Genomic DNA, 25368 nt, shown 5'->3' with positions numbered 1-25368 from the left:
AATTATAGTAAACTAATTTGCTAGTTTTTTCTAATACTACATACTATAATCGAAAAATCATCCGAAAACGATTGCTTTTCAATCACCTTGCGACAAACCGTAAGGCAAGCTTTATCATCGGGATATTTCTGCCAAATCTTTTCTCTTGCTTCAGCAGAAAGCCCATCTGTTAATCCATCAGAACAAAGTAATAAACTTTCTCCTTGTTAAATTTCAATCTCTTGATAAAACATTTTATCTTGAAATTCGGAATAATCTGCGACTAAACAAGAAGAAACACCTCCATAAATCGTAGCAAAATCTTCTTCTTTTTTATCGGGGAAATCGGCCAGTAATTCAGAAAGAATCGAATGATCTTGGGTGATTTGTTGCCATTTACCTTGGGCATCAATTAAATAAGCACGACTATCTCCTACGCTGAGAATTTTGGCTTTACGGGTTATTTGATCAATTTCAGCCGCCACAAAAGTGGTTGCTGCGCCAAAATAATCCTCCGCTAATTCTGCTGATAAACTGGATTGTAAATCGTAGATCGTTTGACGACTTATGCTTTCCATTTGGCTTAATAATTGCATTGCCAACTTGCTCGCTTTTTCAGGTCGGTTGCTATTGGAAATACCGTCTGCCACGCCCACAATAAAGTGCGGTCGGTTTTCAAGACGTTTTTCAGCCGTTTTGAGTTTATATTGAAACACCGTCTCGCCATTAAAAAGGGCATCTTGGTTGTGTCGCTTGTTGCTGCCAATTTGTTGGCAGAAGGTAATTTCGCAAAAATTTTCCATTATTCAACCGCTTGTTGAGAAGGATTTAGCAGGCGATCAATCGCTTTTAGCGCATCTAAGGCCTTCATTTCGAGACTTAAAAAGTGCATTTTCGGTACGCCTGCATCTTGTGGGTTAATACGGATAAATCCCCCCTTTTTTGCTTTCGCCGTACGCTCAGAAAATCGACGCACAGTTGGAATGGCTTTCCCTGCCCCCAGTTCGATGACAACGAGATTTTGCACTTCTTTTAACCATAAATCGAGCTTATTTCGTTTTAAATTTTGATAATTACTGCTGTAAAAATAATCGTCAAACATGAGTACATTTTGTCTTGCCAAACGCTGACAATAATGGCAACGAGGCGGCTCACTCAATAAGCGCAAGTTTTCGTTATCCACCACAGGTTGAAATTCTTTTGCAGACCAGCTCAGATCCCGGCAATTATGCGTACACTGTAAACGCTCTAGTGTGCCATGCACTTCATAAATGCGTCCTTCTTCAAACCCCGCTTTCTGAAAATGCCCATCCACATTACTTGTAAAAACAAAATAACCATGCGGTTTGCTTTCTGCCCAACGTTTTAAAATTTGGTAGCCCTCATGCGGGTTTGTTGCACGATATTGCGACAAGCGATGCCCGTAAAACCAATAAGCTAACTCTTTATGGGTTTCATAAGCCAATGGCGTCGCAATATCTTGGAAATTGATATTTCGTCCTTTAAACATTGGGTAGGCATTCCAAAACCCACCGACACTTCTAAAATCCGGCAAACCTGAATCTACACTCATTCCTGCCCCGGCAGTAATTAAAATGCCATCAGCCTTGCGGATAAGTTCCACTGCATAATTTAAATCATTTTTCATAATACTTTTCTCTGTCTATTTTTCATTGGTGAAATAATTCCAGCTTCTTCTAGTTGTTCTACAATTCTCGCAGCTCGATTAAAGCCTAAACTAAATTTGCGTTGAATCCGTGAACCAGATGTAAATTTTTCTTGTTGCACGAATTTTTTTACATCCTCAAAAAGCGGATTGCGTTTAAAAGTCACTTTCATTGCCATAATTTTTCTCCTGTGTTGTTTATATAGAAAGGGCTTAAGCGTCTTGTAAAAAGTAAAAAATCTCTCTTTTATGGAAAAATTATAGGAAGAGAAGCGACAATTCGTGTCGTTAGTGAATATTACAAGCGGTTATTTTTAGAAGATTGTTTGCAAATAAGATTATCTGTATTGCAATATGCACATTTATCTGTTTATATATACATGTAATTTATTAGGAAAAAGAATATGAATAACCAAAATCCGATTGAAATTTACCAAGCTCAAGATGGCACAACGCAAGTGGAAGTAAGATTTGAAAATGACACCGTTTGGCTAAGTTTACAGCAGATGGCTGATTTATTTGGGCGAGATAAGTCCGTTATTTCACGTCATTTACGCAATATCTATACTGATGGCGAGTTAAATAGAGAAGCAACTGTTGCAAAAAATGCAACAGTTCAAATTGAAGGCAAAAGACAAATTCATCGAACAATCGAATACTATAATCTTGATGTAATTATATCTGTGGGCTATAGAGTTAATTCTATTTTAGGTACTAAATTTAGAATTTGGGCAACTGCACGTTTAAAAGAATATCTGACTCAAGGCTATACCATTAATCAAAAACGTTTACAGCAAAATGCTAATGAATTAGAACAAGCACTTGCACTTATTCAAAAAACGGCAAATTCATCGGAATTAACGCTAGAAAGCGGTCGTGGATTAGTGGATATTGTCAGCCGTTATACACATACCTTTTTATGGCTACAACAATATGATGAAGGTTTACTTAGCGAACCACAAACACAGCAAGGCGGTACATTACCGACTTATGCTGAGGCCTGCTCTGCACTAGCAGAGTTAAAATTACAGCTGATGGCAAAAGGTGAAGCAAGTGATCTGTTTGGACGTGAACGAGATAATGGCTTATCTGCGATTTTAGGCAATTTAGATCAAAGTGTATTTGGTGAACCCGCTTATCCAAGCATTGAAGCAAAAGCGGCACATTTACTTTATTTTGTCGTTAAGAACCATCCTTTTTCTGATGGTAATAAACGTAGTGGCGCATTTTTATTTGTTGATTTCTTACATAGAAATGGGCGTTTGTTTGATCATAATGGGCATCCGGTTATCAATGATACGGGGCTTGCAGCACTCACTTTATTAGTTGCAGAATCTGATCCGAAACAAAAAGAAACGCTTATTAGGCTTATTATGCATATGCTTAAACATAAGTAAGATAAGTAATGATAAATAGCGACTGAAGTCGCTATTTGTTTAAAAAGTGCGGTCTATTTTCTATGATTTTTTAATTTTCTCCAATAACTCGGCTACCACTTTCGGAACACCCTCACCTGCTTTTTCTTTTATTGCAATAACTTGCTTACGAACAAAGCCTGTATTGGGATTTGGATCGATCAAGTAAATTGGCGCTTTTCTTGGGGCTTCATTAACTAAGCCGTTAGCAGGATACACTTGCAAAGACGTACCGATGACCAACACCACATCCGCTTGTTCAACAATATCCACGGCTCGCTCTAGCATTGGTACCATTTCGCCGAAAAAAACAATATATGGGCGCATTGAATGTCCGTTTGGATCTTTATCTTCCAATTTCTGATCACCAAAGCAATCTATAATATAGCTCTCATCAAAACTACTGCGTGCTTTATTTAATTCTCCATGTAAATGTAAAACATTCGAGCTTCCTGCACGTTCATGTAAATTATCCACATTTTGCGTGATGATTCTCACATCATAAGCTTTTTCTAATTCAACTAAGGCGATATGCGCAGCGTTTGGTTTAGCCGCTGCGGCATTTTTACGACGTTGGTTATAGAAATCGAGCACTTTTGCACGGTTTTTCTTTAAGGCTTCGGGCGTACAAACTTCTTCTACTTTATGTCCAGCCCACAATCCATCTTCCGCTCTAAAAGTAGGAATGCCACTTTCAGCACTAATTCCTGCCCCAGTTAATACCACGCAAATTGGTTTATTTTTCACCGTCATTTTTCAGGCTCCTTTTTCTTCTAAAATTTCATCAATCTGTCTATCTCTCGCCATCATGCCAAATATATTCCCCGCTTTATAAAGGGGTTGATAAGCATAGCTTTCAATATGTAAGAATGGCTTTGGAAATATTGTTTTAGCTGTGATTTTGAGCGTAATAACACGTCATATTCGGCTTGAATATGGGCACTCATTGCTTCAATACGTATTTTAAATTCATCACTGAGATAAGGGCTGATAATTAAATAGACCGTTTTCTGTTCGGTTGCTGTTTCATCCGCATAAACACATGCCAAATTAAACACTTGCCATTTATAGCGATCTGCAAAAGCACCAATGATTCGACTTTGTTCCTCATTTTCAACTTGTACAAGTGCGGCTGATTTTTTTAAACAATCTTGCAAAATATCACTTGGCGTAAAAGGGCCACAATCTAAGTAAGATAGTACACAGTTCCAGTTAACAAATTGTTCAGTACCAAAATGTAAATGTTTGCCTTCGAATTTATCTGCCCCATTTTTAGTGCAATCATCAATTAAATAATCGCCTTGGTTCAGGTTTTTATGGTGAGATAAAATTAACCGTTTGTATAATGCCGAGCCTTTTTCTTCGCCGAAATAATGCTGAATCCATTTCACTTTATCACTCCACGCCGATGGATTATGCCAAGGCGCGGTAGAAAGTGCGTAAATATGATATTTCTTCATCAATTTATGAACGGCAGAAATGGCGTTTGGCATGGGGTCCATTAAGCTAAAAATGCCCTCAACTTCATCATATCGCCCTTCATACTCTTGCTTGGTTTTCTCATCTAATTTTGCAATACCAGACGGGAAATCAACCATCACATTATCCATATCAATATAAACAATTTTCTTCATTTTAATGCCCTCTCTGTTGATGGCTTAATGATAAAAGATGAAGCGACAATTTATGTCGTTAAGCATTTTCGTCTAAATAAGTGCGGTCAATTTCTTGGTAATCTTCACCAAAATGGGCAATCCACCACTCTAGCATGGCGCTCTCAATCACGGTCGCGGAAATTTCATATTCAGAGCCATAATCTTTTACTGTTTGATCGGTTGACAATGGTGTTTCTGTTAAAAAGCCACCTGTTTTTTTATCAATACGGAAAGTTAAACGAATCTTTCTACCCGAACTAAAACCAAATTTTTGGCTTTCAACATAAGCTTTTAGATTAAATTTCGGGCGTTCAAATTGCATTGTGCTGACATTCACTTCAAGTAATCGATGCAAAGCTAAATGTAAGATATCACCATGCTCATATTCTGCCACCACATAACTGCTAGGGCCTTGCTGAACAAGAGCAAGTGGCTTAACTTTAGCCTTATGTTCTTTGCCATGAATACTACGATAATGCACTTGCAAAAAGCGGTTTTGATAAAGTGCAGTACTAATTTGCTTAAAAATTTCAGGATCAATTTTTGCAGGCAATAATGGCTGGTTATTTGGTGCAATAGCCACTTTATTGAGCCATTCTGAAGCCCCTTTTTTATGCGCTTCATAAGCAAGATTGTAATCCGCTTGTTTAAAGAACCCCTCCATCGATTGCATAATATTGGCAGGTAAAATACCAGCTAAATATTGCTTCGCCAACATTAACACCAACGACTGTTGTTCATTTAAAATTGGCATATCTAAGCCTTTTGCATCAGGCTTCCAACGATAGCTATAGGGCTTATCATTGGTATTGCAATCAATTTCAAACTGCTCACATAACGTATTCAATGCACGCTGAATACTGCGCAAATCCCGCTCAATACCTAATGCAAGCAATTTCTCTCGCAGTTCTAATGAGCTGATGGAATAGTTTTTCGGAATTAAACGTAATAGTTCGAGATGGAATTTTAGGGAAGATGATTCGGACATAATTGCCTCATAAATAAAAATATTTTCTTTAATCATATAAAAAATCGGGCAATTTTTAAACTGCCCGATTTGTTTCTATTTTTGACCGCACTTTATGCCTTGGCGGTATCAATACGTTCGAATGACAACACTTTATTTTCTAACTGACGGAGTAATAAAGTGGCGATACCGGTAATGATGAGATAAATACCGCCTGCAATACCGTAGATAGTTAGCGCATCATATTCAGTACCGTAAAGTTGGCGAGCATATCCCATGATATCCATGATCGTAATGGTAGAAGCTAATGCTGTACCTTTAAATACCAAGATAATTTCATTGGTATAAGACGGGAGCGCACGTTTTAACGCATAAGGAATTAAGATTTTTAAAGTCTGCAGACGACTTAATCCTAATGCCGCACAGCTTTCCCATTGACCTTTAGAGATTGCTTTTACCGCTCCGTGGAATAATTGGGTTGAATAAGCGGCACTATTCAAAGCCAACGCTAATGCTGCACAGAACCATGCGTTGGAAAATAATCCCCATAATGGGCTGTCCACCAACCATTGGAATTGGCCTGGGCCTGCATAAATTAAGAAAAACTGCACTAAAAGCGGAGTCCCTGTAAATAAAACAAGGAACAAATTGACCGCACTTTTCACCAATTTATTGCCAATAGAAAGCAAGAAGGTTAAGCCCAATGCGAGAAAAAAGGCAATAAACAATGCGACGACCGTAAGCAGCAGGCTAGTCGGAATGCCTTGAGCAATCACTGCTAAATACTCTTGAAACATTATTCGACTCCCCGTTCAAATCGCGTGAAACGTAATTCTAATTTGCGAATACCCGCTTGGCTGATCAACGTAATCACTAAATAAATTAATGCTGCAATGCCATACCAAGTAAAAGGCTCGTGGGTATTTGTATTGATATACCCTGCTTGACGCATTAAATCATCTACCCCAATTAACGACACCAGTGCGGTATCTTTTAATAACACGAGCCATTGGTTGCTTAAACCCGGTAAAGCATGTCGCCATACTTGTGGCATAATTAAATTGATGAAGGTATAAGCACGGCTTAATCCTAAAGCAGCACCTGATTCCCACTGCCCTTTTGGAATGGCTTGAATCGCACCGCGTAAGGTTTGTGAAGCATAAGAGGCAAAAATCAAAGACAATGCAAATACACCACAACCAAATGCGCTAAATTCAATATACTCCCCCGTTAGCATTTCCACGACTTGGGTTGACCCGAAATAAATTAGTAATACGACTAAGATTTCCGGTAAACCACGCAATAAAGCAATGATAATCACGGTTGGTTTCGCAATAAATGCATATTTATTAGCCTCTAGTCCTGTAAAAACAATACTGAGTAATAAACCGACAATCAGAGAGCAAATAGCAAGCCCTAAGGTCATTAGGGCTGCGTGTCCAATTAATGTAAGATAATCATAAAACATAGATTATTTAGTCATCCATTTATCATAGATTTTTTGGTATTCGCCGTTTGTTTTCAACGCTTCTAAACCTTTATTCAAACTTTCAAGCAATTCTTTGCTTGATTTATTCACTGCGATACCTAAACCATTACCGAAATATTTTTTATCTGTCACTTTGTCGCCTACAAATTGAATTTCAGCTTCTTTTGAAATCATATCTGCTAACACCGCTGTATCACCGAAGATAATATCAATACGGCCATTTTTTAAGTCTAAAATCGCATCTTGGAGGCTTGCATAAGCTTTCGCATTATATTGTTTGTTTTCTGCTGCAGTATATTGTTGAAACGTTGTGCCGTTTTGAACACCAACTGTTTTTGCTGAAGCTAAATCCGCTTTACCTTTTAACACTACATAGCTTGCTGAACTATCATAGTAAGCATTGGAGAAAGCCACTTGTTTTGCACGAGCATCAGTAATATCAATAGCAGAAATTGAAGCATCAAAACGTTTAGATTTTAAGCCTGGAATTAACGCATCAAAAGCTTGGCTTTTAAAGTGACAAATTGCTTGAATTTCCTTACAAATTGCATTCGCAACATCCACATCAAAACCGACAATTTCGCCTTTTTCATTCGTTGTTTCAAATGGCGGATAGCTCGGCTCCATTGCGAAAGTGATTTCTTGTGCATTTGCAGCAAAAGCTGAGCCCATTAACATTACGCTTAAAAGTAATTTTTTCATGTTGTGTTTCCTCATTCTGAGTGTGAAAGATATTGTTTAAACTGTTCGGTTTTTGGATTATCAAAGCAATCTGCACAGCCCATTTCAATAATCTTACCTTGTTCCATATAAACGACCTTTGTCGCCACTTTTTGTGCCACGTTGACTTCGTGGGTCACAATCACCTGAGTAATGCCTGTTTGTTGAAGTTCTTTAATGATATCAACAACTTGAGCTGTAATCTCAGGATCTAACGCTGCCGTTGGTTCATCAAACAACAACACTTGTGGTTTCATCATTAATGCCCGAGCAATGGCTACACGTTGTTGCTGTCCGCCAGATAAGTGAAGCGGGAAACGATCGGCATGCTCTTCCAAACGTAAACGTTTTAAAAGTTCTAATGCATCTTTTTTCGCTTTTTCCTCGCTAATGCCTAACACTTTTTTCGGCGCTTCAATTAGGTTTTCAATCACTGTTAAATGTGGCCAAAGATTATATTGTTGGAATACCATCCCCACATCTTGACGAAGTTGACGAATGGCTTTCGGATTATTATTCGCCTGAGATAAATCAAAATGGTTATTCGCAATATGCAATTCACCAGAGGTTGGCACTTCTAATAAATTTAATGTACGGATTAACGTACTTTTCCCTGCCCCACTTGGTCCGAGTAACACCACGGTATCGCCTTCTTGTGCATCAAGATTGATATCAAACAATGCCTGTGATGAACCATAAAAGAAATTCAAATTTTTAACACTAATCGCCATTTTAAGTTTACTGCTATCCTTGATTGACTTATAATAATGAATAAATATTACTTTTTAGTGATTATTTATGCAAGTATTTTTTATAAAAAATCCCAAAAAGCTTTTTGGGATCTTTAAATCATTGAATTTTTAACCGCACTTGTCGCGTATTAAGCCTCTTTCGCCATTTCAAATTCAACTAACATCATTAAAATATGAATCACTTTGATGTGGATTTCTTGAATACGATCTGCATAACCAAAGTGTGGTACTCGAATTTCAACATCCGCTAGACCTGCCATTTTACCGCCATCTTTGCCTGTCATCGCAATCACTTTCATGCCTTTTGCTTTTGCCGCTTCAATCGCATTTAAGATATTTTTAGAATTGCCTGATGTTGATAATCCGAATAAAACATCGCCTTCTTTACCGACGGCCTCAACAAAGCGAGAGAATACATACTCATAACCAAAGTCATTACTTACACAGCTTAAATGACTCACATCAGAAATCGCAATTGCAGGATAACCAGGACGATTTTCACGATAACGACCAGTTAGTTCTTCAGCAAAATGCATAGCATCACAGTGAGAACCACCATTACCACAAGATAATACTTTACCGCCATTTTTAAAGCTTTCGGCTAACAATTTAGCTGCTTTTTCAATGAGTTTGATGTTGTTATCATCTGAAACAAACTTATTTAGTACATCTTGTGCTTCCACAAGCTCAGCTTTAATTTGATCAAAATACATTTTATTCTCCTTAAAAATTAAAATTCGAAATCGCGTTGGCATTGTATAGCGTTCATTTCAAATAATCTAGCGCTCTTTCTTATCTCTCTATTTTTCAGCTTACTTCTCATTATTTTGCGACACCTATCGCAAATTCACTAAAAAACACTTCAAAAAATGACCGCACTTTTTAAACTCAAACAATTTAAAAGGAGATATTATGCGAGTAGTTTATTTATTACTTTGTATGTTATTCAGTCAAATAACTTGGGCGAATGATAATGATTTAATGCTATTAGGTACCTATGAAAACCAAGATGTTCAAGGTTGGGTAATGTCAGAAAAATTAGATGGGGTACGAGGTTATTGGGATGGCAAAACATTATTAAGTCGTCAAGGACTGCCCTTGCCCGTACCGACCTATTTTACCGCTCAATTTCCACCTTTTGCTATTGATGGTGAGATATTTAGTGAACGTAATCAATTTGAAGAAATTGCTTCTATCACAAAATCCTTTAAAGGTGATAATTGGGCAAAATTAACACTTTATGTTTTTGATGTACCGAATGCCTCAGGAAATCTCTTTGAACGCCTCGAAAACTTAGAAGATTATTTGAAAGATCACCCTACTCCTTATATCAAGATTATTCCGCAAATTCCGATACGAGATAAAACACATTTATTCGAGTATTTACATGAAATTGAAAGGAAAAAAGGTGAAGGTGTTGTGTTACGTAATCCTAATGCACCTTACGAAAGAAAACGCAGTACACAAATTTTAAAGTTAAAAAGCACTTATGATGAAGAGTGCACAGTGATAGCACATCACAAAGGGAAAGGACAATTTGAGAATATACTCGGATCACTCACCTGTGCAAATCATCGTGGAAAATTCAAAATTGGTTCAGGATTTAATCTGAGTGAGCGCGAAAATCCACCACCTATTGGTAGCACGATTACCTACAAATATCGAGGATTAACTAATTCTGGGAAACCTCGTTTTGCTACTTATTGGCGAGAGAAAAAATAAGAGCGGTCAAAAACATCGCTATTTTTGACCGCTCTTTGTGTTTAATAACTCAATTATAGGTGTTGATTAATAAACGCCGCTAATTGATTTTTTGGTAACGCACCGACTTGTGTTGCAACAAGTTGGCCATTTTTGAAAAGTAGTAAAGTTGGGATACTACGTACACCAAATTGACCTGCAACTAATTGGTTTTCATCAACATTGATTTTAACGATTTTTGCTTTACCTGCAAATTCAGGTGCAATTTCATCTAAAATTGGCGCAATCATTTTGCAAGGACCACACCAAGGTGCCCAGAAATCCACTAATACTGGGATATCTGATTGCACAACCGCAGTTTCAAAATCTGCATCATTAATATGTAATACTTCGCTCATTTTTGTTTCCTTATTTAATAAGATGCTGACAAATCAACACCTAGCGTTAATCGATGTTATGCATAATAGCACAAGGCATATTGAATTGCACAGATTAGTCCGATTGATAAAAACTAATTATTTAAGTTGTGCAAAGGCCTGTAATAAATCGGCTTTGATGTCTTCCACATCTTCTAAACCAACAGAAAAACGCAATAATGTGTTTGTAATACCACGGGCGACGCGTTCTGCTTCTGGAATATCCATATGAGTTTGGGTTGCAGGATAGGTAATAAAGCTTTCTGTTCCCCCTAGACTTTCAGCAAAGGTAATCAATTTGATTGATTTTAAGAAAGTATTCACCCAATTTTCATCTTTCAAACGGAAAGAAAGCATACCGCCTTTATTTGGATATAATACGCTATCAATTTGTGGCTGTTCACGTAAAAATTCTGCAATTTCCTTCGCATTATCTTGATGGCGTTTCATTCGTAATGAAAGGGTTTTCATTCCACGCACGGTTAACCAAGAATCAAATGGCGAAAGTACTGCGCCTGCACCATTTTGAATATAAGCGATACGATCACAAAGCTCTTGCCCTTTTGCAATAATCAAGCCCACCAAGCTATCATTATGACCCGCAATATATTTTGTACCGCTATGAATGACAATATCTGCGCCTAAATCTAATGGACGAGATAGCACTGGAGTTAAGAAGGTATTATCCACAATCATTAATAAATCGTGTTTTTTCGCTAATTTCGCAATTTCTGCTACATCACACTCTTCCATTAATGGATTAGATGGAGTTTCAATAAAAATTGCTTTTGTATTCTCTGTAATAGCGGATTCAATTTCAGCTAAAGAAGCGGTATTCACATAAACGGGTTTTACGCTGTTATTATTTTTATAGGCAAAATCCAATAAACGATAAGTCCCACCATATACATCACTTGACACAATCCATTCATCAGGACCTTTAAATAAATTCATCAGCACTTGAATCGCCGCCATACCAGAAGCAAAAGCAAAACCTCGATCACCATTTTCTAATTTGGCTACGGTATCTTCCAAAACACTACGTGTTGGGTTTTTCGTGCGGGTATAATCAAAGCCGGTACTTTCACCAATCCCGTGGTGCCCATAAGCTGTTGAAAGATAAATTGGCGTAGAAACCGCACCAGTGCGCTCATCACTGCGATTTCCCGCTTGTGCCAATAATGTATCGATAGAATATTGTTGTGTCATCATTTACCTCTAAAATATCAAAAATTTGACCGCACTTTTCTTTATATTTGATTGTGATCAAAACGTTCCAATTTTGTCACAAACCCAATCATGATAAAAGTAGAAATTGAAAACTCAGTGAAAATTATGTTCTTGTATCAAATTTTGCTTTAATTTCAACCGAAACGAAGATTTTTTCAACATTTGAATTTTTTTTTTAGATCTTCGATTGACAGAATTTCAAATTCCCGTAAAATGCACCGCACTAACAGCGTATGCGGGAATAGCTCAGTTGGTAGAGCACGACCTTGCCAAGGTCGGGGTCGCGAGTTCGAGCCTCGTTTCCCGCTCCAAACTAACGGCGTGTTAGCAAAGCGGTTATGCACTGGATTGCAAATCCATGTAGCTCGGTTCGACTCCGGGACACGCCTCCATAACCACGTAGTTAGTTAATCACTCAATGCCCGAGTGGTGGAATCGGTAGACACAAGGGATTTAAAATCCCTCGCCTTTCGAGGCGTGCCAGTTCAAGTCTGGCTTCGGGCACCATTTAAACACCAATCTAAAGATTTTAAAATTTACTTTAAAATCATCTAATTGGGTCGTTAGCTCAGTCGGTAGAGCAGCGGACTTTTAATCCGTTGGTCGAAGGTTCGAATCCTTCACGACCCACCAATTTTTTAAGTGGCGATAAAGTCGAGGTAAAATTTCGTTTTTTCACACTTTCATTTATAAATCATTTATCTTAGTAGCGATGTCGCCAATCATTAAAAATGAAATTAAATTTTCTTATTAACTATCACGTAAAAGACAAAAATACTTTATAAAGCAACATACTGTAACTGCTCACAAACCTATACATTTATACAAATTGCATTTTGATTACTCATTGTCTAAACTCCTTAATTGGTAAATATTGGCATATATCCATATTGTGTCATTTGACATAATTATTCTCGTTCTAAACAAATTTGCAGAAGATAGTTACGCCTATTAATCAAAAAATAACATTAAAGCAACCTTGGGCACAAAATATAAATAATTATCTAATTGATAATGAATTAAATAATAGATGATAAAGAAGTTTTTAAGTCAGGATTCTAAATATCCAATAATAGATTTTTTATTGTGGTTAGTTGTTTATCCATTTGTGATTGCGTTTGCAGTGGCTTGTGTTGCGTTTATTTTTTCATTTAGTGAATTTAAAGGGGTTAAAATCACGGATTGGATTAGCTCTTTAAGTACATTAATTATTATGCTTTTTACTGCCATCGGGATAAGCTCTTGGAAAAAACAAAAAATACCTGATTTAAAAAGCAAGGTTGCGAGAAATATCATTGATTTTGATACACACGCGGTCTTCTTTCCTTCCAAAGGTTTTAAATCAATCGATGAAATAAAATAATATCACACTATCCAACTAAAAATTTTTTGGGATATAGCACATAGTTTATCAACGCTATATATGTTTGATAAATCATATAAACTAGAAATTGATAATCTTTTAGCTTCCTTGTTAAAAGTAATAAATGACGTAACAAATTTAATAGAACAAAATTCTAGAATTAATGAAGTCAGAATACGTAAACTAATAAATGATATTAATGATGATTATAAAACATTCTTCCCGAATACGACGGCATTATTCAAGCTTGTTGTAGGAAAAAACAACGTAGTTGGCATAAATGGTAGGTCGTAAAGACACTAAAAATGACAGATAGCTTGCGGAAGTTTATGTAAATGGCAAGCGATTTTTAACCAAAGGCGAGGCGTTACGTTTTTACAATCAAGTCAAAGAACAAGAGTGGTTGATTCTGTACAAATTTTGGAATCAAGCGATTTACCCGCATTAAGTTTTTATGTCAGGAATGGTTTGATTTACACCGTAAAACATTGTCAGACGGTGAATCACGTTTTAGTTCATGACCAATTCAAAGAATAATACTGAGTCTAAAATAAGATAAGCTCATATTATTGAATTTTCTTCTTTTTGCTAAACAACACTTATAAAAAACGACCGCACTTGCGGTCGTTTCTATTGATAACTCAAAAGATTATTTTAATTTTTCACCTTTAAATTCACCTGTTAAACTTTCTAAGAAAGAGGTAATATCTTCAACATCTTTTTGAGTAGGCTGTTGTACGTTGCTTTGGTATTTCAACATTGCGCTCACAGCATCTTTTAGCTCTTTTGCTGACGCATCATGGAAATATGGAGCGGTAAGTGCGATGTTACGTAAAGTTGGCACTTTAAAGCGATGCATATCGAATGGATCTTTAGTTTGTGCAAAGCGACCCTCATCTGCATCAGTTAATGGCGTACCACGATCTTTAAAGTAATCGCCGTAGAGTCCCATGTATTCATAAGATTGTCCGCCCATTGCTACACCAGTATGACAAGTATCGCATTTATGTTGTTTGAATAACTCATAACCGCGAACTTGTTGCTCAGTCAAGGCTGTTTTATCCCCTTTCAAATAACGGTCGAAATCACTATTTGGCGTAATTAATGTTTTTTCATATTCACCAATCGCGTGAGTTAAGGTTTCTTTCGTCACTTGTGGATATTCTTTTAAGAATGCTTTTTTGAATTCTTCATCCATTTCAAAACGCGCAACAATATCATCCCAAGAATGAGAGCCCATTTCTACTGGATTTGTTGGAGGACCTTTTGCTTGATCAGCTAAATCTGCCGCACGGCCATCCCAGAATTGCACAAAGTTAAATGCTGCATTGAACACGGTTGGCGCGTTAATTGGACCTTTTTTACCTTCAATCCCGGTTGAAGTTTCAAGTCTATCCACACCACCTTTGTCTAATTGGTGACAAGTATGACATTGAATAGAACCATCGCCTGATAAACGACCATCAAAGAAAAGATCATGGCCTAATGCGACTTTTGCTTCATCAGTCGCAATACTGTCTGGAATCGGTTGAACTAAACGATCGGCATCAACATTTGGTGTTTCTTTTGGTAAAGACATTTTACGTGCTTCACTAATCCAGTTAAGCAACGCTACTTTTTCTTGCTCATCTGGTTTGCTTCCCCAGTGGAGATGTCTGAATTTAGCAATTGGCATTTCGTTATTTTCTAGTACACGTTGTAATTTTGCTAAATCAGCTTGGGATAATTTGCTCGGATCTTTTAAGCCTTCAACTAAACGATCTAAGCGGAAGGCTCTAAGCCCATTCTGAATATCCGATTGCATTTGGTCACCCACAATCGGAAATTTTGAATAAAATGGAAGAGGTGTGTTTGGACTATGGCAATATTGGCAGCTGTTATCAAACAACGCTTTTGCCACTTTTTCTTGTTCGCCCGTATAGCGATTTTCCATTAAAAGTTGGGCTGCATTCTTGTTATCAAATTGATGTAGATACCCCACAACCCCCAAATAACCCAATACTGCAATGGCTGCTCCGCCAATAATCAGTTTTTTCATCTAATCCTCCAAATGATCAATAAAATATAAATATAAAAAGAAAGAGAAAGCTTAAAAAGCAAGGTGATTATGCCAAAAAATTGGCTTATATTTTATGTGGATTTGATTTAATTTGGCTATGGATGTGATTGATTGCATTACAGGTGTTTTTAACTTATAAATAGAGATGTCCCTAAAATTCAGCAATAAAAATGCGGTTATTTCTAACCGCACTTTACTTTTTATTATCTCTCGTTTATTTCTTTGGCGCTTGCATAAAGCGGAAGAAATCACTGTCTGGTTTCAAGATCATCATATTACCTGAACCTTCGAAGCTGCTTTCATAGGCTTTTAAGCTACGAATAAAGCTATAAAACTGTGGTTCTTGAGCAAAAGCTTGAGAATACAATTTCGCTGCTGCCGCATCACCATTACCACGTAATTCTTGTGCAGTTTTGTTTGCATTCGCTAAGATCAAGGTGACTTTACGATCCACGTCTGCTTGAATGAAGGCAGCCTTTTCTTTACCTTGAGAACGGTGTTCACGCGCAACGGCATCACGTTCTGCACGCATACGTTGGTAAATCGAAGAAGAAACTTCATCCGGTAAATTGATTTGTTTTACACGAACATCGACGACTTCAATCCCTAATTCAGAGGTACTATCCTGCCCTGAATTTAACGCTTTTTTCGCCCCCGCCATTAATTCACCACGGGTACCTGAAACGATATCTTTAATTGTACGAGTACCTATTTCTGAACGCAGACGGTCATTCACTTTACGGCTTAATAAGCTTGCAGCTTGGTTATAATCGCCACCACCCGTTGCAGTATAGAAACGACCGAAATCGCTGATTTTCCATTTCACATAGGAATCCACCAACAAGTCTTTTTTCTCGACTGTCACAAAACGAGTAGCAGAACCATCAAGGGTACGAATACGCGCATCAAGCACTTTAATGCTATCAATTAAAGGCAATTTGAAATGCAAACCTGGTTCATACACAACCACTTTGTTTTCTGCATCACGTTGCACTTTGTTAAAACGCAACATGATGCCACGAGTGCCCTCAGTTACAACCACGACGCTGGAATATAGCACCGCAGCAATCACCACAATAATCGGAAGTAAAAATTTACGCATTAGTTAAATCTCCCTTGGCGAATGCCTTCATTTGATTGAACTGGTTGAGCCGTTTGCGTTTCTACACGACGTTCCTGTGTTGAAACAGGTGTAGAACTGACCGCACTTTCAGGCGTTGTAGTAGTCGGTTGAGCCGCTTTTTTACCCATTAATTGTTCTAATGGTAATATGGTTAAATTGTTACCATTATTTGCATCTAACATGACTTTCGGCGTATTTGCCATGACTTTTTCCATGGTTTGAATATAAAGACGCTCTTTTAACAAATCAGGCGCAGCTTTAAATTCAGGTAGAAGACGTTCTAAACGTTCCACTTCCCCTTGCGCATCAAGTACAACACGATCTTTGTAAGCAGTAGCTTCTTCTATAATACGCTGTGCGTCACCGCGAGCGATTGGCTCTTTCTCACGAGCATAAGCTTCGGCTTCACGAATATAACGTTGTTCGTCTTCCTGTGCTTTAATCGCATCATCGAAAGCATCTTTCACTTCTTCTGGTGGACGCGCAGATTGGAAGTTCACGTCAATAACTTCAAGCCCCATGTCATAAGGTTTAATAATATCGTTCAACGCTTTCCAAGTATTTTCACGCACCACTGCTCGACCCGTTGTCAGAATATCATTCATGGTCATATGGCCGATCACATAACGAAGCGCACTGTCCGTCGCTTGCCCAAGACTATTATCTGCATTGCTCACGCTAAACAAGTATTTTTCTGGATTTTGCACACGATATTGTACGGTCATTTCCACTTTAACCATGTTTTCATCTTTGGTTAACATTGCACCTTGCGTTTTAAGCTCGCGAACTTGTTCTACATTCACTGGAACCACTTTATCAATGAAAGTTGGTTTCCAGTTCAAACCTGGTTGAACGGTAGAATGAAACTCACCAAAACGTAACGTCACACCACGTTCCGCTTCTTTGATGGTGTAAAAACCGCTTGCACCCCAAATAATTCCTCCGATCACCGCGGCGATCGGTAAAATTTTACCTAAATTGAATGAAGGTATATTCGGCGAAGTATTATTTGAACCGCCTTTTTTATTACCCCCACCTAATTTTTTCAACAGATTATTGAATACTTCTTCAATATCTGGTGGTGATTGCTCCTGATTTTTATTGTCTCGCGAGCCCCAGCCATTTTCATTTTGCTTATCTGATGAATTATCTGACTGTTTTGGACCGCTGCTCTGTCCCGGTTTACCCCAAGGATCTTGATCTGGACCGTTTTGCGACATTACATTCTCCATTTGTCTAAAAATTTTAATGAGTTTATCGAAATAAATGGGGTTAGTCTATGAAAATACAAGTGGCGAATCAAGTTTTATAAAATAAAAAATCCTTGAATATTTTCAAGGATTTTCTTTTATTCATTTACTTGGTAAATCAAGGATTTTTTTATATTTTTTTCGAGTAAATTTTTTCCATCCCACTGATAAAAGTGCGGTTGAATTTTTGACTGATTTATAAATGCCGCAAAGTAAAAAGGAAATTCATCCGTAAAAATCAACTTACCTTTCGGACAATAATCTGAAAAGATCTGCAGTTGTTCTGGCAAATGCGTCACACTTGATAACTTCACTATTCCTACGCCTTGTGATTTCAATACAGCTTCACGCAAACACCAACAACGATAAAAGGCCAGGTCTGCATCAGGCTGTTTAGCAAACCATTCTTGTTCTGCTTGTGGCGCAAAATGCGCCATGAGCGCAGAAAAATTCCTTTTTTTTGAAAATTCAATATCAATCCCGACCGCACTTTTTTCTGATTCATTAATATGCAGCAATACAGCAACCCAATCACCAGAGTGACTAATATTAAAATCAATATTCTCGACGGGAAATTGTGGTCTGTCACTTTGTGTACGATAAATTTGCCCTAAAAGTGCGGTTGATTTTTCCGCTATTTTTAGCAACTGCCAAAGTAAAAAATGCGCCAATCGACGGCATTGATGACGTTGCGTTATCCGAGAATTTCCCTTTGGTTCCGTATGCAAATTCTCAGAGACTAATTCCCTAGGAATTTCATCAAAAGGAAAAGGTTGTTGAATATTGGCGTAGGCAATAAAAGTTGTCATAAAAATAATGAATAAACATATCAGTTTGATTGCATTATAAAAGGAAATCCACCGCACGCCAACATAAGCTAAAACTCATCAAAGCAAGGTGTTAGATTGAAACTGTGAGCAGTTTCACAGATTTTTCTTCTCAAATACGTTACATTTCGAAAAAGTAATCACTGGAGGTTCTATGTTTAAACAACTTCAACAAGTCGGTAAAGCATTCATGTTGCCGATTGCTATTTTGCCTGCTGCAGGTCTTTTACTCGGGATCGGAGGGGCGCTTTCCAATAAAGCAACGGTGCAAGCCTATCCAATTTTAAATAATGAGGCACTGCAAGGTCTGTTTCAGATTATGTCTGCAGCTGGTAGCGTTGTGTTTGCCAATTTAGCCTTATTATTGTGTATTGGTTTAGGTATCGGCTTAGCTAAACGTGACAAAGGCGTGGCTGCTCTTGCTGCGGTTGTCGGTTATCTCATTATGACGGGTACCATTGCCGCATTAATTCCGATTTTCTCTCCTGATGTAAAAAGCATTGATACAGGTGTGATTGGTGCATTGGTGATGGGCTTGATTACCGTTAAATTACACAATCGCTATCACAACATCCAATTACCACAAGTATTAGGTTTCTTTGGCGGCTCTCGCTTTGTGCCAATCGTTACCGCTTTTTCAGCCATTTTTGTTGGATTAGTTTTCTTCCTCATTTGGCCAACTTTTCAACAATGGCTCGTTTCTGCAGGTAAAAGCATCGCTTCCATGGGAACCTTTGGAACATTCTTATATGGTTTCTTAATGCGATTATCTGGCGCTGTCGGCTTACATCACATGATTTACCCATTGTTTTGGTACTCCGAATTAGGAGGCGTAGAAATGGTCAATGGTGAGATGATTGTTGGTGCACAAAAAATCTTTTTTGCTCAATTAGCGGATCCAAATCACCATGGTTTATTTACTGAAGGGACGCGTTTCTTTGCCGGCCGTTTTGATACTATGATGTTTGGCTTACCAGCAGCCTGTTTAGCTATGTATCACTGTGTACCGAAAAAACGTCGTGCACAAATTGGTGGCTTGTTCCTTGGTGCGGCCCTAACCTCTTTCATTACCGGCATTACCGAACCTATCGAGTTTATGTTCTTGTTTGTTGCACCATGGCTTTATGTATTCCATGCATTCTTAGATGGTGTATCTTTCTTTATTGCCGATTATTTAAATATCTCTATCGGAAATACTTTCTCTGGTGGTTTTATTGATTTCTTGCTCTTTGGTATCTTACAAGGTGATGAAAACACCCATTGGTTGCGTGTCATTTTCGTCGGTATTCCTTGGGCACTGCTCTATTATTTCTCTTTCATTTTCTTGATTCGCATCTTTAATGTGATGACGCCAGGACGTGGTGAAGAAACCGAAGAAAATGTAGAACAAGAAACCAGTTCACTGACTGAAAATGCACATAAAATTATTGCAGCATTAGGTAACGCTGAAAATATTGAAAACGTTGATGCGTGTATTACTCGCTTACGCGTTTCGGTTAAAGATGTCAAAGCCGTTGATAAAGCCACATTGAAAAAATTAGGTGCGATTGATGTGCTTGAAGTCGGCGGTGGTGTACAGGCTATTTTCGGTGCTAAAGCCGTACTCTATAAGAGTGAAGTGAATCAAATCTTAGGAAAAGAAGATTAATTCTTAAAAATAAAGGGCGTTTATCCCGCCCTTTTGAGTAACAAAATAAAAGTGCGGTCAAAATCAACCGCACTTTTTTATTATTTCAACAAATATGCACGTAATTGTGCAAAGTCGTCATCCATTTCATCAGAAAGTAATGGCAATTTATTGTGTTTATCCAACGCTTCTGGCAATGGAAGATCGAGCGAAAGAATACGCTCAACAGACTCTTTAAATTTAGCTGGATGTGCCGTACATAAGAAAATGCCGGTTTCATCCGCTTTAAGTTGATCTTTCAATACCTGATAGGCGATCGCACCGTGTGGTTCACATAAATAACCTTTTGCGTACATTGCTTTTAAGGTTTCTTCTGTTTCGCCATCGCTTAACATACCTGAACCTAAATCACTTAAATTCCAGCTATTGCGTTTGAATAACTCTTCGACACGTGGCCAGTTGTTCGGACGACTGACATCCATCGCATTCGAAAGCGTGGCTACAGTCGCTTTAGGTGCCCAGTTACCTGATTCTAAATAACGCGGCACAGTATCGTTCGCATTGGTTGATGCAATAAAGCGTTTAATTGGCAAACCTAATGTTTTCGCGATTAACCCTGCGGTTAAATTACCGAAGTTACCACTTGGTACAGAAACCACGACATTATCACGTTTTTCTTTTGGTAATTGCGCGACCGCCTCAAAGTAATAACATACTTGCGCTAATAAACGGCTAATGTTGATGGAGTTTGCTGAGTTTAAACCAATTGCTTGACGTAGTTCGGCATCATCAAACGCTTGTTTGACTAACGCTTGGCACGCATCGAAATCGCCATTAATCGCAACAGTGCGGATATTGCCACCTAAAGTACAGAATAGTTTTTCCTGTAATGGGCTGATTTTGCCTTTAGGATATAAAATCACGACATTGATGTTTTCCAAACCGTAAAATGCGTGGGCAACTGCCGCGCCAGTATCTCCAGATGTCGCTGTTAAAATGGTGATTTTGCCATCACCACGCACCGCAGCGAGCGCCTGCGCCATAAAACGACCACCAAAGTCTTTAAATGCTAAAGTTGGACCATGAAATAATTCAAGGGCATAAATATTGTCTTCCACTTTTTCTAATGATGCCTTAAAGGTGAACGCATTTTTTACCATCACATCCAAAGTGGCTTTCGGCAATTCTTCACCGATTAAGGCGCCAAGAATCTTTTGGCTACGTTCAACCAATGGTAAGGCTAATAACTCATCAACATTGGTTAAAGCGGGGATCGTTTCTGGAAAGAACAAACCTTGATCTTTGCCAAGTCCTTGACGTACTGCTTGCGCAAAATTCACTTGTTCTTCAGGGTGTTTAATATTGTACAAATTCATTGTATATCCGTTAATTATAGAGTTTTAATAAAATGTTATTCCCCTCTTATAAAAGAGGGGATAAAAGCGATTTATTGTTTAACCGAGCTCTCTTGCGCCATTATTATCGACCTTACAAACATGCACAAAACCTTCATTGTTTTGTAAATAATGATTTTCTAAATAAGTCGCCAGTTTTGTTGCGGTTTGTAAATCAGGTGCGATGGAGAAAATCGTTGGGCCAGAGCCTGAAATACCCGTTGCTAACGCGCCTAAATCACGCATAGCTTGTTTCACTTCCGCGAAATTTGGTAATAAAGCCTCACGATAAGGTTCTGCAATCACATCTTTCATCATCATCGCTGCAAGATTTTCTTGATGCGTGTGACATGCGTGCACAAAGCCACCTAAATGACGACCATGAGAAATCACATCTTGGCGCGTGTAGCTTTTTGGTAAAATTGCGCGTGCTTCAGCGGTTGAAACCTCAATACCAGGGTAAGCTAAGACCCAATACCAATTATCAAAAAATGGCAGTTTTTGGCAAATGTTACCGAGGGATTGTACCATAAATTGCACACCGCCTAAGTAACAAGGAGCTACGTTATCATAATGAATCGAACCAGAAATACGACCTTCTAACTCGCCCATCATTTCTAACAATTCCATTTTTGAAAATGGTTCATCATGGAATTTATTTAATGCCACTAATGCAGCCACGATAGAGCATGCACTTGACCCCAATCCCGAACCAATCGGCATATTTTTCTCAAGGGTCAAACGCAATGGTTTGACTCTCATATTGCGTAATATTAATTGCTCACTAAACAGTACATAGGCCTGATACACGATATTTTTTTGTGGCTCTTTTGGCAATTTACGCACAAAATAGCCCGCACTTTCGAGCTCAAAACCACTTGGAATAGACTCAACCTGTACAACATCACCTAATAATGAACCATCAATCGGTGAAATGGCTGCACCTAATGTGTCAAATCCTACACTAATATTTGCACTCGATGCCGGCGCATAAATTCTTAACATGTTATGTCCTTTTTAGTGGTGTAATGTTCTTAAAATATCCGCAAAGATACCCGCTGCAGTTACTGCGTTACCTGCACCGTAACCACGTAATAGCAACGGAATTGGTTGATAATAACGCGTGTAGAATGCAAGCGCATTTTCACCGTCTTTCACCTTATACAATGGATTATTTTGATCCACGGCAATAATTGACACTTTGCAGTGGCCATCTTTAATTTGGCCTACGTAGCGCAATACTTTGCCTTCCGCTTTCGCGGCTTCAACGCGTGCTTTAAATTCCGCATCTAATTGTGGCAACATCGCCATAAATTCATCAACAGATTTGCCTTCTGAGAAGCCTTTAGGTAACACGCCTTCCACTTCTACATCGGAAAGTTCAAGTTCTAAACCTGCTTCACGCGCTAAAATAAGCAATTTACGTGCTACATCTTGCCCCGATAAATCATCCCGAGGATCAGGTTCTGTAAAGCCTTTTTCACGTGCAAGTGCGGTCACTTCTGAAAGAGAAAGTCCTTCCTCTAATTTACCGAAAATGAAAGAAAGTGAGCCGGATAAAATGCCTTGAAAATACTCAAGTTCATCACCTGCTGCCAATAAGTTCTGTAAGTTTTCGATAACCGGTAAGCCTGCCCCTACGTTGGTTTCGTATAAGAATTTATGTTGGCTCGCTTGGGCATTGCGACGTAATTTGTGGTAATAGGCTAATTCACGGGTATTCGCTTTTTTATTTGGGGTTACCACATGGAAGCCTTCTTTTAACGCACGTGCATAAAGCCCTGCAACCGATTCAGCCGTTGTACAATCTACGAAGACTGGATTCACTACGTGGTGTAATTTAATGAAAGATAACAACACATCGAAATCAGAAGGTTGGGTTGCATTTTCAAGATCCGCTTTCCAATGATCTAAATTCAATCCGTTTTCATCCAAAAGCATTTTTGTTGAATTCGCTAAGGCACAAACTCGGATTTCAATATCCTTCTTTGCTAGATACTCTTTTTGTTGTTTGATTTGTTCAATCAATTCACCACCAACACCACCGACGCCGACTAGAAACATATCGACGACCTTTTTATTATTAAAAAGGGCTTGGTGAGTCGCTTTCACAGCTTCAATCGCTTTATTTTGCGCGACAACTGCTGAAATTGAACGCTCAGAAGAACCTTGTGCAATTGCGACTAAACTAATATTCGCTTGAGACAATGCAGAGAAGAAACGAGCTGCAATACCCTTAGCTTGTTTCATACCATCGCCCACAACAGAGATAATAGAAAGATCTTTTGCGACTTCAATTGGTTCTAAATCATGGGCTTTTAATTCTGCAGCAAATTCTTGTTCTAAAATCGCTTTCGCTGCATCGGCTGATTTCACTGGTACGCAGAAACTAATACTGTATTCAGAAGAAGACTGCGTGATTAAAATCACCGAAATCCCTGCTTTCGACATGGCAGAGAAGACACGAGCGGCCATTCCCACCATACCTTGCATACCTGGTCCTGAAACGTTAAACATCGCCACGTTATCAAGGTTAGTAATTCCTTTCACTTGTAATCCTTCAGATTTCACATGACCATCGATTACAGAACCTGGCGCAGATGAATTACCCGTATTTTTAATTACACATGGAATTTGTTTTGGTAATAATGGACCAATTGTACGTGGATGGATCACTTTCGCGCCGAAATAAGAAAGCTCCATTGCTTCACGATAAGAAAGGCTTGGTAATAAACGTGCATCTGGTACTAAACGAGGGTCACAAGTATAAACGCCATCTACATCAGTCCAGATTTCGCAAACAGACGCATCTAAACAAGCGGCTAAACAAGCGGCTGAATAATCAGAACCGTTACGGCCTAATAACACTAATTCACCTTTGTCATTGCAAGCAGTAAAACCAGCCATTAAGACAACTTTATCTTTTCCGATACTTTTCGCATCAACGCGTTTTGTCGATTCTTCAATATCAACTGAAGATTCTAAGTAGCCGCCTTGTGCTAATAATTGCTTAACAGGATCAACAATGTGAACACTGTATCCACGAGCTTCAAACCACGCTTTCATCATGGCAATCGATAATTTTTCACCACGGCAGTCAATGGTTGCTTTAACCTTATCTTCTACTTTGCCTGCTTGGCGGATTTCTTCTAATAAACCTTTAATTTGGGCAAATTCTGCATCAATGAGAGCTTTCGTACCAGCAAGATCAAATTTATTATTTTCAGCGTGTAAACCATTAATGATGTTATAGAAAATTTCAATGGCTTCGTTAAAGTGCGTATCGGTGGGTTGGTTTAATGCGGCTTTTTCAGAGAGGGCAACAAGATGGTTAGTAATTTTTGCAGGAGCGGATAACACACCAGCTGCTTGTTCTTCTAAATGAGCTTTTTCGATTAATTGAGCCGCTTGCGAGAAACGCTCAGGGTTGGCTAATGAAGTGCCACCAAATTTTAATACGCGCATGATAATATCCTCAGATGTTGTGGTTTTTAAATATTAAAAAACCCGCACTAGACTGAATGCGGGTTTTTCTGATCCTGTTTGCTACGCACTAACCCGCCCCATTAATCGTCATAATGGTCATAATAATAGTGATCATAGTGAAAGTGCGGTTATTTTCCATGACATTTTACCTTTAAAGAAAACGCTTTTAGAAATACAAAAAAATTATACTTTTGTCAAACATAAAATCTAAAAAAGTGAAGCTTTTTTCCTAAAAATCATTACATTGGT

Annotated in this window: 22 protein-coding genes, 4 tRNA genes and 3 pseudogenes; 9 read left to right on the top strand and 20 right to left on the bottom strand. The window is 38.3% G+C overall.

Annotation, left to right across the window (positions count from 1 at the left end; translation table 11 throughout):
* Positions 1 to 20: 20 nt before the first annotated feature.
* The 3 genes and pseudogenes from EL215_RS05900 to EL215_RS05890 form a co-directional block, all read right to left on the bottom strand.
* Positions 21 to 782 (bottom strand): annotated as a pseudogene (locus EL215_RS05900) (PP2C family protein-serine/threonine phosphatase).
* Positions 782 to 1627, bottom strand: a complete 846-nt coding sequence (locus EL215_RS05895) for an SIR2 family NAD-dependent protein deacylase (RefSeq protein WP_126470839.1) — start codon at positions 1625 to 1627, stop codon at positions 782 to 784. Before EL215_RS05895 ends, EL215_RS05900 begins: the two are co-directional and overlap by 1 nt.
* A complete protein-coding gene (locus EL215_RS05890; protein ID WP_126470837.1) occupies positions 1624 to 1824 on the bottom strand; it encodes a DNA translocase FtsK in 201 nt (66 codons plus the stop codon). The genes EL215_RS05895 and EL215_RS05890 overlap by 4 nt, the downstream gene beginning before the upstream one ends.
* A 225-nt stretch (positions 1825 to 2049) precedes the next feature.
* Here EL215_RS05890 and rhuM point away from each other — a divergent pair, with 225 nt between their 5' ends.
* Positions 2050 to 3042, top strand: coding sequence for a virulence RhuM family protein/type II toxin-antitoxin system death-on-curing family toxin (rhuM, locus tag EL215_RS05885; protein ID WP_126470835.1), 993 nt, complete (start codon positions 2050 to 2052; stop codon positions 3040 to 3042).
* A 60-nt stretch (positions 3043 to 3102) separates the two neighbouring features.
* On the opposite strand, the gene EL215_RS05880 is transcribed toward rhuM, so the two are convergent.
* The 8 genes and pseudogenes from EL215_RS05880 to lpcA all read right to left on the bottom strand — a co-directional run bounded on the left by EL215_RS05880 (position 3103) and on the right by lpcA (position 9356).
* Positions 3103 to 3813 carry an SIR2 family NAD-dependent protein deacylase gene (locus EL215_RS05880; RefSeq protein ID WP_126470833.1) on the bottom strand — a complete coding sequence of 237 codons (711 nt, stop codon included), beginning with the start codon at positions 3811 to 3813 and terminating at the stop codon, positions 3103 to 3105.
* A gap of 3 nt (positions 3814 to 3816) precedes the next feature.
* Positions 3817 to 4694, bottom strand: a pseudogene (locus EL215_RS05875) (5' nucleotidase, NT5C type).
* Between the two features lie 58 nt (positions 4695 to 4752).
* Positions 4753 to 5703, bottom strand: a complete 951-nt coding sequence (locus EL215_RS05870; protein WP_126470831.1) for a helix-turn-helix transcriptional regulator — start codon at positions 5701 to 5703, stop codon at positions 4753 to 4755.
* Positions 5704 to 5795: 92 nt separating this feature from the next.
* Positions 5796 to 6479 (bottom strand): arginine ABC transporter permease ArtM, encoded by a 684-nt coding sequence (artM, locus tag EL215_RS05865; RefSeq protein ID WP_126470829.1) that lies wholly within the window; start codon positions 6477 to 6479, stop codon positions 5796 to 5798.
* Complete coding sequence (gene artQ / locus EL215_RS05860; RefSeq protein WP_126470827.1) at positions 6479 to 7150, bottom strand: arginine ABC transporter permease ArtQ; 672 nt, start codon at positions 7148 to 7150, stop codon at positions 6479 to 6481. Before artQ ends, artM begins: the two co-directional genes overlap by 1 nt.
* A gap of 3 nt (positions 7151 to 7153) precedes the next feature.
* Positions 7154 to 7873 carry a lysine/arginine/ornithine ABC transporter substrate-binding protein gene (locus tag EL215_RS05855; protein ID WP_126470825.1) on the bottom strand — a complete coding sequence of 240 codons (720 nt, stop codon included), beginning with the start codon at positions 7871 to 7873 and terminating at the stop codon, positions 7154 to 7156.
* Between the two features lie 11 nt (positions 7874 to 7884).
* Positions 7885 to 8622, bottom strand: coding sequence for an arginine ABC transporter ATP-binding protein ArtP (artP, locus tag EL215_RS05850; RefSeq protein ID WP_126470823.1), 738 nt, complete (start codon positions 8620 to 8622; stop codon positions 7885 to 7887).
* Positions 8623 to 8771: 149 nt separating this feature from the next.
* Positions 8772 to 9356 (bottom strand): D-sedoheptulose 7-phosphate isomerase, encoded by a 585-nt coding sequence (gene lpcA / locus EL215_RS05845; protein ID WP_014065007.1) that lies wholly within the window; start codon positions 9354 to 9356, stop codon positions 8772 to 8774.
* A 199-nt stretch (positions 9357 to 9555) separates the two neighbouring features.
* Between lpcA and EL215_RS05840 the strand changes: the two genes are divergently transcribed.
* Positions 9556 to 10365: a DNA ligase gene (locus tag EL215_RS05840; protein WP_126470821.1), complete on the top strand. Its 810-nt coding sequence runs from the start codon at positions 9556 to 9558 to the stop codon at positions 10363 to 10365.
* A 53-nt stretch (positions 10366 to 10418) separates the two neighbouring features.
* Here EL215_RS05840 and trxA read toward each other — a convergent pair whose 3' ends face one another.
* Together trxA and EL215_RS05830 are read right to left on the bottom strand one after the other, a co-directional pair.
* Positions 10419 to 10742 (bottom strand): thioredoxin, encoded by a 324-nt coding sequence (gene trxA, locus EL215_RS05835; RefSeq protein ID WP_126470819.1) that lies wholly within the window; start codon positions 10740 to 10742, stop codon positions 10419 to 10421.
* A gap of 117 nt (positions 10743 to 10859) precedes the next feature.
* A complete protein-coding gene (locus EL215_RS05830) occupies positions 10860 to 11969 on the bottom strand; it encodes a methionine biosynthesis PLP-dependent protein (protein ID WP_126472015.1) in 1110 nt (369 codons plus the stop codon).
* A gap of 256 nt (positions 11970 to 12225) precedes the next feature.
* Between EL215_RS05830 and EL215_RS05825 the strand changes: the two genes are divergently transcribed.
* The 6 genes and pseudogenes from EL215_RS05825 to EL215_RS05800 all read left to right on the top strand — a co-directional run.
* Positions 12226 to 12301: transfer RNA gene (locus EL215_RS05825), tRNA-Gly, on the top strand.
* A gap of 7 nt (positions 12302 to 12308) precedes the next feature.
* A tRNA-Cys gene (locus EL215_RS05820) sits at positions 12309 to 12382 on the top strand.
* Positions 12383 to 12410: 28 nt separating this feature from the next.
* Positions 12411 to 12497 (top strand) — tRNA-Leu (locus tag EL215_RS05815).
* Positions 12498 to 12547: 50 nt separating this feature from the next.
* Positions 12548 to 12623, top strand: a tRNA-Lys gene (locus tag EL215_RS05810).
* A 397-nt stretch (positions 12624 to 13020) separates the two neighbouring features.
* Positions 13021 to 13353, top strand: coding sequence for a hypothetical protein (locus EL215_RS05805; protein WP_126470818.1), 333 nt, complete (start codon positions 13021 to 13023; stop codon positions 13351 to 13353).
* 280 nt (positions 13354 to 13633) lie between these two features.
* Positions 13634 to 13868 (top strand): annotated as a pseudogene (locus EL215_RS05800) (site-specific integrase); the annotation flags it as partial.
* Positions 13869 to 14002: 134 nt separating this feature from the next.
* Here the strand turns inward: EL215_RS05800 and EL215_RS05795 are convergent.
* The 4 genes from EL215_RS05795 to EL215_RS05780 form a co-directional block, all read right to left on the bottom strand.
* Positions 14003 to 15391, bottom strand: coding sequence for a cytochrome-c peroxidase (locus tag EL215_RS05795; RefSeq protein WP_126470816.1), 1389 nt, complete (start codon positions 15389 to 15391; stop codon positions 14003 to 14005).
* A 235-nt stretch (positions 15392 to 15626) separates the two neighbouring features.
* The gene (gene hflC / locus EL215_RS05790) at positions 15627 to 16514 is read right to left on the bottom strand and encodes a protease modulator HflC (protein ID WP_049367835.1); all 888 of its coding nucleotides are present in this window, start codon (positions 16512 to 16514) and stop codon (positions 15627 to 15629) included.
* The gene (gene hflK / locus EL215_RS05785; RefSeq protein WP_164757055.1) at positions 16514 to 17755 is read right to left on the bottom strand and encodes an FtsH protease activity modulator HflK; all 1242 of its coding nucleotides are present in this window, start codon (positions 17753 to 17755) and stop codon (positions 16514 to 16516) included. Before hflK ends, hflC begins: the two co-directional genes overlap by 1 nt.
* A gap of 128 nt (positions 17756 to 17883) precedes the next feature.
* Positions 17884 to 18594 carry a 4'-phosphopantetheinyl transferase family protein gene (locus EL215_RS05780; protein ID WP_126470811.1) on the bottom strand — a complete coding sequence of 237 codons (711 nt, stop codon included), beginning with the start codon at positions 18592 to 18594 and terminating at the stop codon, positions 17884 to 17886.
* 172 nt (positions 18595 to 18766) lie between these two features.
* On the opposite strand from EL215_RS05780, the gene EL215_RS05775 reads away from it, so the two are divergent.
* A complete protein-coding gene (locus EL215_RS05775) occupies positions 18767 to 20260 on the top strand; it encodes a PTS transporter subunit EIIC (RefSeq protein WP_126470809.1) in 1494 nt (497 codons plus the stop codon).
* 80 nt (positions 20261 to 20340) lie between these two features.
* Here EL215_RS05775 and thrC read toward each other — a convergent pair whose 3' ends face one another.
* The 3 genes from thrC to thrA all read right to left on the bottom strand — a co-directional run bounded on the left by thrC (position 20341) and on the right by thrA (position 25098).
* Positions 20341 to 21615 carry a threonine synthase gene (gene thrC, locus EL215_RS05770; RefSeq protein ID WP_126470807.1) on the bottom strand — a complete coding sequence of 425 codons (1275 nt, stop codon included), beginning with the start codon at positions 21613 to 21615 and terminating at the stop codon, positions 20341 to 20343.
* Between the two features lie 78 nt (positions 21616 to 21693).
* A complete protein-coding gene (gene thrB, locus EL215_RS05765; RefSeq protein WP_126470805.1) occupies positions 21694 to 22638 on the bottom strand; it encodes a homoserine kinase in 945 nt (314 codons plus the stop codon).
* Positions 22639 to 22650: 12 nt separating this feature from the next.
* On the bottom strand, positions 22651 to 25098 hold the full coding sequence (thrA, locus tag EL215_RS05760) for a bifunctional aspartate kinase/homoserine dehydrogenase I (RefSeq protein WP_126470803.1): 2448 nt from the start codon (positions 25096 to 25098) through the stop codon (positions 22651 to 22653).
* Positions 25099 to 25368 lie beyond the last annotated feature (270 nt).

The organism is Haemophilus parainfluenzae (assembly GCF_900638025.1).
Lineage (GTDB): Bacteria > Pseudomonadota > Gammaproteobacteria > Enterobacterales > Pasteurellaceae > Haemophilus_D > Haemophilus_D parainfluenzae_J.
Note: the sequence above shows the minus strand (reverse complement) of the source record. Positions and strands in the feature narration are given on the sequence as shown.

Excerpts from the sequence above, each read along its gene's own strand:
- EL215_RS05895 (WP_126470839.1), bottom strand. The coding sequence starts at position 1,627 with ATGAAAAATGATTTAAATTATGCAGTGGAACTTATCCGCAAGGCTGAT.
- EL215_RS05890 (WP_126470837.1), bottom strand. The coding sequence starts at position 1,824 with ATGGCAATGAAAGTGACTTTTAAACGCAATCCGCTTTTTGAGGATGTA.
- rhuM (WP_126470835.1), top strand. The coding sequence starts at position 2,050 with ATGAATAACCAAAATCCGATTGAAATTTACCAAGCTCAAGATGGCACA.
- EL215_RS05880 (WP_126470833.1), bottom strand. The coding sequence starts at position 3,813 with ATGACGGTGAAAAATAAACCAATTTGCGTGGTATTAACTGGGGCAGGA.
- EL215_RS05870 (WP_126470831.1), bottom strand. The coding sequence starts at position 5,703 with ATGTCCGAATCATCTTCCCTAAAATTCCATCTCGAACTATTACGTTTA.
- artM (WP_126470829.1), bottom strand. The coding sequence starts at position 6,479 with ATGTTTCAAGAGTATTTAGCAGTGATTGCTCAAGGCATTCCGACTAGC.
- artQ (WP_126470827.1), bottom strand. The coding sequence starts at position 7,150 with ATGTTTTATGATTATCTTACATTAATTGGACACGCAGCCCTAATGACC.
- EL215_RS05855 (WP_126470825.1), bottom strand. The coding sequence starts at position 7,873 with ATGAAAAAATTACTTTTAAGCGTAATGTTAATGGGCTCAGCTTTTGCT.
- artP (WP_126470823.1), bottom strand. The coding sequence starts at position 8,622 with ATGGCGATTAGTGTTAAAAATTTGAATTTCTTTTATGGTTCATCACAG.
- lpcA (WP_014065007.1), bottom strand. The coding sequence starts at position 9,356 with ATGTATTTTGATCAAATTAAAGCTGAGCTTGTGGAAGCACAAGATGTA.
- EL215_RS05840 (WP_126470821.1), top strand. The coding sequence starts at position 9,556 with ATGCGAGTAGTTTATTTATTACTTTGTATGTTATTCAGTCAAATAACT.
- trxA (WP_126470819.1), bottom strand. The coding sequence starts at position 10,742 with ATGAGCGAAGTATTACATATTAATGATGCAGATTTTGAAACTGCGGTT.
- EL215_RS05830 (WP_126472015.1), bottom strand. The coding sequence starts at position 11,969 with ATGACACAACAATATTCTATCGATACATTATTGGCACAAGCGGGAAAT.
- EL215_RS05805 (WP_126470818.1), top strand. The coding sequence starts at position 13,021 with ATGATAAAGAAGTTTTTAAGTCAGGATTCTAAATATCCAATAATAGAT.
- EL215_RS05795 (WP_126470816.1), bottom strand. The coding sequence starts at position 15,391 with ATGAAAAAACTGATTATTGGCGGAGCAGCCATTGCAGTATTGGGTTAT.
- hflC (WP_049367835.1), bottom strand. The coding sequence starts at position 16,514 with ATGCGTAAATTTTTACTTCCGATTATTGTGGTGATTGCTGCGGTGCTA.
- hflK (WP_164757055.1), bottom strand. The coding sequence starts at position 17,755 with ATGTCGCAAAACGGTCCAGATCAAGATCCTTGGGGTAAACCGGGACAG.
- EL215_RS05780 (WP_126470811.1), bottom strand. The coding sequence starts at position 18,594 with ATGACAACTTTTATTGCCTACGCCAATATTCAACAACCTTTTCCTTTT.
- EL215_RS05775 (WP_126470809.1), top strand. The coding sequence starts at position 18,767 with ATGTTTAAACAACTTCAACAAGTCGGTAAAGCATTCATGTTGCCGATT.
- thrC (WP_126470807.1), bottom strand. The coding sequence starts at position 21,615 with ATGAATTTGTACAATATTAAACACCCTGAAGAACAAGTGAATTTTGCG.
- thrB (WP_126470805.1), bottom strand. The coding sequence starts at position 22,638 with ATGTTAAGAATTTATGCGCCGGCATCGAGTGCAAATATTAGTGTAGGA.
- thrA (WP_126470803.1), bottom strand. The coding sequence starts at position 25,098 with ATGCGCGTATTAAAATTTGGTGGCACTTCATTAGCCAACCCTGAGCGT.